11 protein-coding genes are annotated in these 11,141 nt (G+C 73.4%); 8 read left to right on the forward strand and 3 right to left on the reverse strand.

All coding sequences use genetic code 11. The features are described 5' to 3' along the window. Nucleotides 1-103 precede the first annotated feature (103 nt). From Q9R47_RS21225 to Q9R47_RS21235, 3 genes are all read left to right on the forward strand, one after another. Nucleotides 104-556 (forward strand): glycerate kinase, encoded by a 453-nt coding sequence (locus Q9R47_RS21225; RefSeq protein ID WP_311235104.1) that lies wholly within the window; start codon nucleotides 104-106, stop codon nucleotides 554-556. Between the two features lie 100 nt (nucleotides 557-656). After that, nucleotides 657-1,595 carry a branched-chain amino acid transaminase gene (locus tag Q9R47_RS21230; RefSeq protein WP_311235105.1) on the forward strand — a complete coding sequence of 313 codons (939 nt, stop codon included), beginning with the start codon at nucleotides 657-659 and terminating at the stop codon, nucleotides 1,593-1,595. A 41-nt stretch (nucleotides 1,596-1,636) separates the two neighbouring features. After that, nucleotides 1,637-1,843 (forward strand): zinc-finger domain-containing protein, encoded by a 207-nt coding sequence (locus tag Q9R47_RS21235; RefSeq protein ID WP_311235106.1) that lies wholly within the window; start codon nucleotides 1,637-1,639, stop codon nucleotides 1,841-1,843. A 29-nt stretch (nucleotides 1,844-1,872) separates the two neighbouring features. Here the strand turns inward: Q9R47_RS21235 and Q9R47_RS21240 are convergent, their stop codons facing one another. Next, nucleotides 1,873-2,904 (reverse strand): capsular polysaccharide synthesis protein, encoded by a 1,032-nt coding sequence (locus tag Q9R47_RS21240; RefSeq protein ID WP_311235107.1) that lies wholly within the window; start codon nucleotides 2,902-2,904, stop codon nucleotides 1,873-1,875. A 200-nt stretch (nucleotides 2,905-3,104) separates the two neighbouring features. Here Q9R47_RS21240 and Q9R47_RS21245 point away from each other — a divergent pair, with 200 nt between their 5' ends. The 4 genes from Q9R47_RS21245 (at nucleotide 3,105) to Q9R47_RS21260 (ending at nucleotide 7,675) form a co-directional block, all read left to right on the forward strand. Then, nucleotides 3,105-4,424 (forward strand): O-antigen ligase family protein, encoded by a 1,320-nt coding sequence (locus Q9R47_RS21245; protein ID WP_311235108.1) that lies wholly within the window; start codon nucleotides 3,105-3,107, stop codon nucleotides 4,422-4,424. A 73-nt stretch (nucleotides 4,425-4,497) separates the two neighbouring features. Further along, nucleotides 4,498-5,619: a glycosyltransferase gene (locus tag Q9R47_RS21250; RefSeq protein ID WP_311235109.1), complete on the forward strand. Its 1,122-nt coding sequence runs from the start codon at nucleotides 4,498-4,500 to the stop codon at nucleotides 5,617-5,619. Continuing rightward, nucleotides 5,616-6,662 (forward strand): glycosyltransferase family 2 protein, encoded by a 1,047-nt coding sequence (locus tag Q9R47_RS21255; protein ID WP_311235110.1) that lies wholly within the window; start codon nucleotides 5,616-5,618, stop codon nucleotides 6,660-6,662. The genes Q9R47_RS21250 and Q9R47_RS21255 overlap by 4 nt, the downstream gene beginning before the upstream one ends. Then, complete coding sequence (locus tag Q9R47_RS21260; RefSeq protein ID WP_311235111.1) at nucleotides 6,659-7,675, forward strand: capsular polysaccharide synthesis protein; 1,017 nt, start codon at nucleotides 6,659-6,661, stop codon at nucleotides 7,673-7,675. Before Q9R47_RS21255 ends, Q9R47_RS21260 begins: the two co-directional genes overlap by 4 nt. Nucleotides 7,676-7,703: 28 nt before the next feature. Here the strand turns inward: Q9R47_RS21260 and Q9R47_RS21265 are convergent, their stop codons facing one another. Together Q9R47_RS21265 and Q9R47_RS21270 are read right to left on the reverse strand one after the other, a co-directional pair. After that, the gene (locus Q9R47_RS21265; protein WP_311235112.1) at nucleotides 7,704-8,825 is read right to left on the reverse strand and encodes a nitronate monooxygenase; all 1,122 of its coding nucleotides are present in this window, start codon (nucleotides 8,823-8,825) and stop codon (nucleotides 7,704-7,706) included. A gap of 57 nt (nucleotides 8,826-8,882) precedes the next feature. Next, nucleotides 8,883-9,752, reverse strand: coding sequence for a LysR family transcriptional regulator (locus tag Q9R47_RS21270; RefSeq protein WP_311235113.1), 870 nt, complete (start codon nucleotides 9,750-9,752; stop codon nucleotides 8,883-8,885). Nucleotides 9,753-9,810: 58 nt separating this feature from the next. Between Q9R47_RS21270 and Q9R47_RS21275 the strand changes: the two genes are divergently transcribed. After that, on the forward strand, nucleotides 9,811-11,141 hold a 1,331-nt coding region (locus tag Q9R47_RS21275), incomplete at its 3' end, for a YbfB/YjiJ family MFS transporter (RefSeq protein WP_404977191.1).

Genomic DNA, 11,141 nt, shown 5'->3' on the forward strand with positions numbered 1-11,141 from the left:
GCTGGTTCGTGGGGCATTTGCAATGCCTTGCCGCGGTGGCGTGCACCTCCTTGTAAGCACCATCCACAGCGAGGGGCTTGCCCGGGCCGACGACAATCGGTGCATGAACCTGCTGCGCCGCTTCTTCATTCCCGTCCTCATCGCCCTGCTCGTCATCGCCGCCTACCGCTCGTACGGCTGGCAGGGCATCTTCGCCGTCGGCGGCGGGCTGATCATGTGGGCACTGCTGCATTTCACGCGGCTCATGAACATCATGCGCAAGGCGGCCGACCGGCCCATCGGCTACGTAGGCAGCGCCGTCATGCTGAACGCCCGCCTGCGCGAAGGCGTGAACCTGATGCACGTGGTGGCGATGACGCGTTCGCTGGGCGAGCTGCTGTCGCCCCAGGGCGAGGAGCCGGAGCGCTACCGCTGGACGGACGGCACGCAGTCGCACGTCACCTGCGAGTTCCGCGGCGGCCGGCTCGCCGCCTGGGAGCTGGTGCGGCCGGCACCGGACGCGGACTCCGGTGCCTCCGGCGCGCTGCCGCCCGCCGCGGGGCCGTCCGCGCCGTAAAATCGCCGGTTTTGCGGGCGGACGCGGCCGTGCCGAGCGAGGCAGTCCGACGCAGCCCCGAGACGATCCCGGCAGACAAGCCCCGGAGAAAAGGAATCCCATGAGCCCCGTAGTTCCCTCGATGGCCGACCGTGACGGCAAGATCTGGATGGACGGCCAGATGGTCGACTGGCGCGACGCCAAGATCCACGTGCTCACCCACACGCTGCACTACGGCTGCGGCGCGTTCGAGGGCGTGCGGGCCTATCAGACGCCGCAGGGCACGGCGATCTTCCGCCTGCAGGAGCACACCGAGCGGCTCTTCAACAGCGCCAAGATCCTGCGCATGCAGATCCCCTTCACGCAGGACGAGGTGAACGAGGCCCAGCGCGCCGTCGTGCGCGAGAACCGGCTCGCCTCCTGCTACCTGCGCCCGCTCACCTGGATCGGCTCGCAGAAGCTGGGCGTGTCGCCCAAGGGCAACCAGATCCACCTGATGGTGGCGGCCTGGGCCTGGGGCGCCTACCTGGGCGAGGAAGGCATGCAGCGCGGCATCCGCGTGAAGACCAGCAGCTACACGCGCCACCACGTCAACATCACGATGACGCAGGCCAAGGCGGTGAGCAACTACACCAACTCCATCCTGGCCAACATGGAAGCCACGGAAGACGGCTACGACGAGGCCCTGCTGCTCGACGCCTCCGGCTTCGTCTCCGAAGGCGCGGGCGAGAACGTCTTCGTGGTCAAGAACGGCGTGGTGTACACGCCCGACCTGTCGGCCGGCGCGCTCAACGGCATCACGCGCAACACCATCCTGCACATCTGCAGGGATCTCGGCATCGAGCTCGTGCAAAAGCGCATCACGCGCGACGAGGTGTACATCGCCGACGAGGCGTTCTTCACCGGCACGGCCGCCGAGGTCACGCCGATCCGCGAACTCGACCGCATCGCCATCGGCGCGGGCAGCCGCGGCCCCGTGACCGAGAAGATCCAGACGGCGTTCTTCGACATCGTGAACGGCCGCAACCCGCAATACGCCCACTGGCTCACGCTGGTCTGATTCCCCTTCCCTTTCTTCTGCCCCACAGCGCGAACCCCACCATGACGCAAGCCACCATCGAACTGCTCGCCAAGGACCTGAATCCGCAGGGCGGCGTCTTCTGCCCGAGTCCCAAGGCCGACATGAAGGTCTGGAACACCCATCCCAAGGTGTACCTGGACGTGGCCCACACGGGCGAGGCCAAGTGCCCGTACTGCGGCACGGTGTACCGCCTGAAGGCGGGCGAGACCGTTCGCGCCGCCCATTGAACCAGCCGGTGCGGCGCGCGCGGGCCGCGCTACGCTGCCGTGCTGCGGCGGGGCCCTTCCCGGCCGCTGGCGTGGCTTGCGTTGCCGCGGCAGGCACGTTCCCAGAGGCTGCCGTGCGCCGGGCCACCATGCTGCTCAAACAGTGCCGCGAAATGCCGGCGCTCGCCGCCGCGCAGCTTGACCAGCGGCGCCGGATGCGGCTCGGCCGGCACCAGGCACAGGCGCGGGTAGAGCAGGTACCACTTCCACCCCAGGGCCTTCTGGTAGAAGAACGCCGTGTCCTCGGCCTTGAAGAGCGCCAGCCGGAAGGTGTTGGCGCGCCGCAGCACCTGCTGCGCCGCCACATGGATCAGCAGATAGGCCGGATCGGGAATGCCCTGCAGCAGCGTGCCGGCATCTTCGCGGTCGCGCAGCCGCGCCAGGTAGGCGTCGGTGCCCTCGGTGACCAGCGCCCGGTGGAATTCGTCCTGCCATGCCACCACGAACGGCGCCTGCGCCGGTGCGCCGAAGGCCCAGCTCTCCACCACGGGGAACCGGGCGTCGCGCGTGTAGCCCTCCAGGTAGAAGCCGGTGAACTCCGCGCCATGCGCCTGCCGCAGCGCGTCCATCCACGCGGGCGAACGCGTGAGCAGGATGGTCGCGTCCAGCCAGTAGCCGCCGTGGTGGCGCACGAGGTAGAGGCGCACCCAGTCGGACTGTTTGGTGGGATGCAGCTGCGCGAAACCGGCGGGCAGGTCGCCCGCGGCCACGAAGTCGCCGATGTTGCGGCGGTGGATCACCTGCACGTCGAAGCCCGGGCAGTGGGCGCGCCAGTTGGCGACGCACTGGTCCACCATCGGGTCGGCCGCTTCCGTGTCCCAGTATGTCCAGATGCGGGGCGGAATGGGGGCTGCGGCCAGCGCTGGCGCCGCGGAGGCCGCACCGGAAGCACCAGGCTGCGCGTCGCCTTGGAACACCGCCGCCGCCGGCTCGCCGGGATAGCGGGCCGCGCCCCGTGGGCGGAGGGTGGTGAGCAGACGGTAGGCCGTGCGCAGTGCGCGGGCGGAGATGCGGAGCGTCATGGATGGAAGGGCCTCACGGACTGCGCGGGGGCGCGACGGTCGGCATTCTGGCACCGCCGCGCTGCGTTACGATCGGCCGCCGCCGCGTCCCGCCCCGAAGAAATGTCCCGTGCTCCGCGTACCCCGTCCCCCGCCGGTACCGCGCAGCCGGCCGAATCCTCCTTTGTCCGCGTGCCCGCGGAACACGACGCGCTTCCCCGATGACCTTCGCTGCTTTTTCTTCCCCGCTGGGGCCGGCCCCCTGGCCGCAGCGCCTCACCACGCTGGCGGCCTTCCTGGTGCCGGCGCTGGCACTGACGGTGCCCTCGGGTTACTCGTACGGCGCGGTGCTGCTGCTGCTGGGCGCATTGATCTGCCTGCCCCGGTGGGTGCGCCTGCGGCCCGACCGGGGCACGCTGGCGCTCGTTGGCGTGACCTTCGCCATGGGCCTGCTGTGGTGCGTGCTGTCGGATCCGCGCGAGAGCATGGGCCAGTGGGACCGGCCCGTCAAATTCTGGCTGGGCGCCCTCTGCGGATTGTTCATCGCCTCGCAGCCGCCGCTGCCGCGGCCGCGGCCCGTGTTCTGGGGGCTGCTCGCGGGCTGCCTGGGCGCGGGGCTGGTGGCCCTGTGGCAGGTGCATGCCGAGGGCGCTCCGCGGGCCTCCGGCTTTCCGAGCGGCCGCACGAACGCCATCCAGTGGGGCAACCTGGCGCTGCTGCTGGGGGCCATGCTGGCGCTGCAGCTCGCAGCCCTCTGGCGCCATCTGCCGCGCCCGGCAGTCTGGTGCGCCGCCGTGGCCGCGCTGCTCGCCGTGAACGCATCGGTGCTGTCGCAGTCGCGCGGCGGCTGGCTGGCCCTGCTGCTGGCATTGCCGCTCGGCCTGTGGCTGATGCGGCGCGTGCACCCGGGGCGCATCGCCGCGATCGCCGCCGTGCTGGTGGCCGCGCTGGCCGTGCTGACGGCCATGAACTGGCGGGTGGTGGAAGAACGCTGGGAGCGCATGCACGACGAGGTGGCGCAGTACGACACCCGGGGCGAGGCCGACAACTCCGTCGGCCAGCGGCTGGAGCACTGGCGCTTCGCCTGGCAGGTGGGCATGGAGCGGCCGCTGACCGGCTGGGGCATGGCCGGCTACATGCGCGAGAAGGCCGCGCGCGTGGCCGCCGGGCAGTACGAGCGCTCCATCATGGAATACATCTACGTGCACAACGAACTGCTCGACATCTTCGTCAAGACCGGTCTCGGTGGCGTGCTGCTGATGCTGTGCTTCTACGGCGTGCCGGTGGCGCTCTTCTGGCCGGGCCGGCGCCGCATGCAGGCGCTCGCCGATGCGCCCGAGGCGGTGCGCGCGCACGCGCTGGCGCTGCGGCTCTCGGGCCTGGCGATCCCGGTGCTCTATGCCGGGTTCGGGATCACGCAGGTGTTCTTCGCCCACAACAGCGGCATCATGTTCTACATCTTCATGAACATCGTCGTCTGGGCGGCCCTGCTGGGCGTGCAGCCGCCGCTTTCCGCGCAGTCTTCCGGCGCGCGCCCCTGACCCTGCAGGCCCGGGTGTGAACGCGACCCCGTCAGCAACCGCTGCAGGCCCGGCAGGCCGGCCCCGGCCCCGCGTGCTGCATTTCGTGACCGGCGGATTCTCCGGAGCCACGCAGGTGGCCGTGGACCTCGTGCGGGCGCACGGCGCCTCCGGCCGTTTCGATGCCCTGCTGGCGCTGCGTGCCAAGCCGCGTACCACCACGCCCGAGCGGGTGGCCGGGCTGCGGGCCGAGGGGCTCGCCGTGGAGGTGGTGCCCGGCTGGGCGCATGCCGCCACCGTCTGGCACCTGGCCGCGCTCTGCCGCCGCTGGCGGCCCGACATCCTGGTGGCGCACGGCTTCAGCGAGCACCTCTGGGGCCGCTATGCGGGCCTGCTGGCGGGCGTGCCGCATCTGGTGCACGTCGAGCACAATTCGCGCGAGCGCTACACCGCCTGGCGGCTGGCGCAGGCCCGGTGGCTGGCGCGGCGCACCGCGGCCATCGTGGGCGTATCCGAAGGCGTGCGCAGCGCGCTGCTGGAGCGCGGCTTTCCCGCGCCGCGCACCCATGCGATTCCCAACGGCATCCGGCTGCAGCCCTACGCGCAGGCCGATGCCCACCCCTTCGGCACGCGCGAGCCCGGCATCGTGATGGCCGCCCGTTTCGCCCGCCAGAAGGACCATGCCACGCTGCTGCGCGCCGTCGCGCTGCTGCGGGAGCGCGGGCTCACGCCCCCCGTGCACCTGGCCGGCGGCGGCAAGGCCGGCGCACGGCGCGCGGCCGAGCGGCTGGCGCAGGAACTGGGGCTGATGCCCCAGGTGCGGTTCCTCGGGCACTGCGCCGACGTGCCGGGCCTGCTGATGGGCCGGCAGATCTGCGTGCTCTCCACGCATTACGAGGGCATGCCGCTGTCGCTCATCGAAGGCATGGCCGCGGGTTGCGCGGTGGTGGGCAGCCGGGTGGTGGGCGTGCAGGAAGTGATCGACCCGGGCCGCAACGGCCTGCTCGCGGAGCCCGGCGATCCCGCCTCGCTCGCCGACGCGCTGGCGCGGCTGCTGACCGACCCGGACGGCGCCGCGCGCATGGCCGCGGCCGCACGCGCCGAGGCCGGGGCCCGCTACGGCCTGTCCACCATGACGGCGCGCTACGAGGCGCTGCTGGCGGGGCTGCTGGACGCGCCCGGGAACGCTTGCTGCGCAGCGGAGGGCCCCCCGTGACCGTGCCGGCACCGGCCACCGCGCCACCGTGGCTCAGCGTGCTCGTGCCCGTCTACAACGTTCGCGACTACCTGGTGGAGTGCGTGCAATCCGTGCTGTCGCAGATCGCCGATGGCGCAGGCGAGGGCGTGGAGGTGCTGTTGCTGGACGACTGCTCCACCGACGGCTCGGCCGCGGTGATGGACGACCTCGCCGCGCGCCACCCCGGCCGCCTGCGCCTGCTGCGGCACGAACGCAACGCAGGCCTGAGCGCCGCGCGCAACACGATGATCGGTGCGGCGCGGGGCGATTACCTGTGGTTCCTCGACTCCGACGACAAGCTGCTGCCCGGCGCCATCGCCGGCCTGCGCGACGTCGTGCGCCGGCACGGTCCCGATGCCGTGCTCTGCGATTTCGCCGTCTGGCGCGAGCGCCCGCGGCTGAAGCATCGCCTGCGCGGCGAGGGGCACCGCCGCACCTTCGCCGGCCCGCATGCCACGCTGCGGCCGGGCGGCGCCGAACTGCTGGCGGGGCTGCTCGCCACGGGCGAGCTGCATGCCTGGTCCAAGATCACCCGCCGCGCCCTCTGGACGGAGCAGGTGCGCTTTCCCGTGGGCCGCTACTTCGAGGACATGGCCACCATGCCGCTCGCGCTGCTGCAGGCCCGCAGCTACTGGCACGCGCCCCAGCCGTGGGTGGCCTACCGGCAGCGCGGCGGCAGCATCCTGGCGACGATGACGCTGCCCAAGGCGCTGGACCAGTCCGCCGCGCTGCGGCCGCTCGCCCAGGCGCTGCAAGGGCGCCCGGAGGCGCGGCACCCCGCGCTGCGGCTGGCGCTGGCGCAGCAGTGCGCGCGCAATCTGGTGGGCGCCATGCGGGTGGTGGAGCGCGCCGCCGGCACGGTGCCGGACGCCGCCCTGGACGAGGCCGCCGCGCGTGTCCGCTCAGATTTCGCCGCCGCTTCCCCGCTGGACGCCCGTGCCCTGGCAGCCGCCTACGCGCGCCGCGGCTGGTGGCTGCGGCGCCTCAAATTCCTGCGCGCCCATGCGCTCCGCCATCCATGACCGCTTCCGCACCGACTCCCGCCCGCCCCACGCTCAAGACGCGCGGCGAACTCTGGCTCGCGCGCGGCCTGCGGCGCTTCTACGGCTGGTGGCCCCGGCGGCTCGAGGCCTGCCCGCCGCCGGCGTTCACGCTGTATTCCATTCCGCCTGCGGCGCAGGGGGACGCCGACGCCGCGCCGCCCGGCCCGCCGCCGGCCATCCCGCGCGTGGTGTGGGCCTACTGGAAGGGCACGGCGCCGCCGCCGCTCATCCGCCACTGCTTCGCGCACTGGCACCGCCAATGCCCCGGCTACGAGATCCGCGTGCTGGACGACGTTTCCGTGCGCACCTGGCTGCCGGAGATACCGGCCGTGCTCGATGGCGTGTCGCCGGCCAAGCGCGCCGACTGGATCCGGCTGGAACTGCTGCGCCTGCACGGCGGCATCTGGATGGACGCGAGCACGCTGCTGACCGCGCCGCTCGACTGGGTGCTGGAGCAGCAGGCGCGCACGCCGGCCGATTTCGTCGGCTACTACCTGGACCGCCACACGCGCGATGCCCGCTACCCGGTGGTGGAGAACTGGTTCATGGCCGCGCCCCCGGGCAGCCGCTTCATCGCCGACCTGCAGCATGAATTCACCACGCAGGTCATCGGCCGCACGGGCGAGGAATACATCGCCCATCTGCAGCGGCTCGGCGTGTACGACGACGTGCGGCAGGACATCGATGCGCCCGACTACCTGACCATGCACCTGGCGCTGCAGTTCATCCTGCGCACGAGGGGCGGCTACCGGCTGGCGCTGTCGCGTGCGGAGGACGGGCCGTTCTACTACCACCTGCTCGGGCGCTGGCGGCGCACGCCGCTCAAGCTGCGGCTGCTGTTCTCGCTGCCCTCGGGGCCGCTGCCGCCGCTCATCAAGCTGCGCGCACCCGACCGCCGGCGGCTGGACGACTACCTGGCGCACGGCCTGTACCTGCCGGGCAGCGTGGCCGGGCAACTGCTCACGGGCGCGCAGGACCTGCCGCCGCGCTAGCGGGCGGCAGCAGGCGGCCCGGCCGCTGTCAGGCGCCTGCCGCGGCGGCCGTGGCCGTGACTGCGGCGCCGGCCCCGGTGGCCGCGCGCCACTCGAGCGCCAGCAGCTCCAGCAGTTCGCCGGCCGGCATCGGCCGCGCCGCGGCCACGCCCTGCCCCGCCCAGAGCGCGATGGCATCGGCCCGGCCCCGCTCGGCCGCCGCGCGGCGCAGCGGCCCCATCAGGGCGTTCTGCACCGGGTAGGCGGGCACGTCGGCTTCATGGGGCGCCAGCCGGTCCATCGTGGCATTGACGATTCCGCGCGCGGGCCGGCCGGAGAACACGCGGGTGATGCGCGTATCGGTGTCGCCCGCCGCGGCCAGCGCGGCGCGGTAAGCCGGGCCGATGCCCGACTCGGGGCAGACGATGAACGCCGTGCCCATCTGCACCGCCTGCGCGCCCAGGGCCAGGGCGGCGGCGATGCCGCGGCCGTCCATGATGCTGCCGGCCGCGAAGACGGGGATCTCCAGCGCGTCCACGCACTGCGGCACGAGGGCCAGGGTGCCGACCTGGCTGGATTCGAAATCCGCGAGGAAGGTGCCCCGGTGGCCGCCCGCCTCCAGGCCGCTCGCGCAGACCGCGTCGGCGCCGACGGCCTGCCACGCGAGGGCCTCGGCCACCGTGGTGGCCGTGCCGGCGACCTGGCAGCCCGCCGCGTGCAGGCGCTCGACCTGCGCCGCCGTGAGGATGCCGAAGGTGAAGCTCGCGACGGCCGGACGGATCTGCAGCAGCGCTTCGAACTGCGCCTCGAAATCCTCGCACCAGCGCGCGGGCACGCTCTGCTCCAGGCCGAATTCCGCGTAGAGCGGCGCGATCCGGTCCATTGCCGCGCGCACCGTGGCGTCGTCGGGCGCCGGGGTGCCCTGCGCGAACAGGTTCATGCCGAAGGGCCGGTCGGTGCGGCGCCGCACCTCGGCCGCGGCCTCCGCCATCGCCGCGGGGGAGCGCATGCCGCAGCCCAGCATGCCGAGCCCGCCGGCCTGCGACACGGCCGCGGCCAGGGCCGGGGTGTCGGCGCCCGTCATGGGGCCCTGGACGATCGGCAGGCGCAGCCCCCAGCGCTCGGCCAGGCGGGTGCGGGGGGCGGAGGGGTGCGTGTCGGAAGCGGTCATGGTGCGGTGGTCCCGGGGCAGGAGAAGGGTGGATGGATCGGCAGGAACTGGGAGGCTTCAGCGCGGGCCTGCGAGCAGCGCATCCCGCAGCGCGTCGAGCGCGGCGGAGCGGTAGCCGCGCCGCTGCACGAGCACCGTGTCGCAGGTGCCCAGCGGCAGCAGCCGCACGGGCGGCGGATCGCGCATGAGGTCGATCACCGCCTGCGGCACCACGGCCGCGCAGCGGCCCGCCGCCACGCAGGCCAGGATGGCGTGGTAGGAGGCCAGCTCCAGCACCCTGGGCGGCGATCCGTCGGGGCTGCGGCGTGCCAGGTGCTCTTCGCCGATACGGCGGTAGGTGCAGCCCGGGGCGAACGCGGCCAGCCGGTCGACGGCCAGCGCACCGTCCGCGCCCACGTCGGGATGGGCCGCGGGCAGGGCCAGCCGCAGGGTCTCGGTGACCACGGGGATGTGTTCCAGGGCGTCCGCGCCTTCGAGGCCGGGCGGCGGCCAGGCCACCAGCGCGGCGTCGAGCGCATGGGTGCGCACCTCGTCCACGAGCGCGCGCGAGGCGCCGGTGCTGAGCTCGATGTGCACCTCGGGCCACTGCGCATGCAGCGCCGCCAGGGGGGCGGGCAGGCGGGCCGCGGCGGTGCTCTCCATGGCACCCAGCCGCAGCCGTCCGCCGGGCCTGCCGGGGTGCAGGGCCTGCGCCGCTTCGTCCGCGAGCGCCAGCAGGCGCCGGGCGTAGCCGAGCAGCGTCTCGCCCTCTGCGGTGAGCGCCATGCGCCGGCCTTCGCGCAGGAACAGCGTGGCGCCCACCTGTTCCTCCAGCTGCTGCACGCGCGTCGTCACGTTGGACTGGGCGCGCCCCAGGCGTTCCGCGGCCCGCGTGACGCTGCCTTCTTCGGCGACGGTGCGGAAGATGTCGAGCGCGGTCAGGTCCATTGGCGTTCTCGGAAATCTCGATATAAGATGAATTAAGTAAATTAGATCACAAAAAAAGATGACTGCGACGCCGGTACCCGTTTCGCCCATCCCTGCTACCCGCCCTGGCCCTGCCCCCGGCCATGGGGCGCTGGCCGTGGCCCTGGCCGGCATGGCGTCCCTCGCCGCGGCCATGGGTATCGGCCGGTTCGCGTTCACGCCGCTGCTGCCGCTGATGCTGCAGGGCGGCACGCTCACGCTGGCGGGCGGCAGCTGGCTCGCCACGGCCAACTACCTGGGCTACCTGGCGGGCGCACTGGTCTGCATGGCGCTGCCGTGGCAGGCGCGCCGCCGGGGCCGGCACTGGCCCGCGGCGCGGATGGCCCGGTGGGGTCTGGTGGCCACCACGGTGCTCACGCTGGCCATGGCCCTGCCCGCCGCGCAGGCCTGGCCGCTGCTGCGCTTCCTGGCCGGGCTGGCGAGCGCCTTCGTCTTCCTCAACGTGGCGGCCTGGTGCATGGCACGCCTCGTGGCGCTCGGCCGCGCCGCGCTGGCCGGGCTGATCTTCTGCGGGCCGGGGCTGGGCATCCTGCTCACCGGGCTCTCGGCGAGCGCGATGGTGGCGGCCGGCTGGAACGCCGCCGCCGGATGGGCCGCCTTCGCGGCGCTGTCGGCCCTGCTGGGCGTGGCGGCCTGGCCGGTCCTGCGAGAGGGCGAGGTGGCCGCGGCGCCGCCCGACGCGGAGCCGAACGCTGGCCCGGGCAGCGGCTCTTCCGGCCGGGGCTCCGTCGCGGGCCCCGCATCGGTCCGACAGGGGGCCGCCGCAGGGGGCGCCCATGGCGCGGTGTCGGACCGGGCCGGCCGCCGCGACGCCGTCCTGGCGCGCAGCCTGCTCACGGCGGCCTACGGGCTCGCGGGCCTGGGCTACATCGTCACCGCCACCTTCCTGCCGGTGATCGCCCGCGCCGCGCTGCCGCCCGGCTCCGCCTGGGTGGACCTGTTCTGGCCGATCTTCGGGGCCGGCGTGGCCCTGGGTGCGTGGCTTTCCACCCGCACGCCCGCGCACTGGGACCGGCGCCGGCTGCTGCTCGCCGCCTACCTCGTGCAGGCGGCCGCCATCGGGCTCGGCGTGGCCTGGCCGGGCGCCGCCGGCTTCGCGCTGGGCAGCCTGCTGCTGGGGCTGCCGTTCACGGCCATCACCTTCTACGCGCTGCAGGAGGCGCGGCGCATCTGGCCGCAGGCGAGCGACAGCTTCGCCGGGCTGCTGACGGCCGCCTACGGGCTGGGGCAGATCGCCGGGCCGCCGATCGTGGCCTGGATGCTCCACCACAGCGCGGACCCGGCGCGGGGTTTCACGCTCGGGCTGGGCGCCGCCGCATCGGCGCTCGTGCTGGGGGCGGTGCTGCTGGC

The sequence above is a fragment of the Acidovorax sp. PRC11 genome (assembly GCF_031844105.1).
GTDB lineage: Bacteria > Pseudomonadota > Gammaproteobacteria > Burkholderiales > Burkholderiaceae_C > Paracidovorax.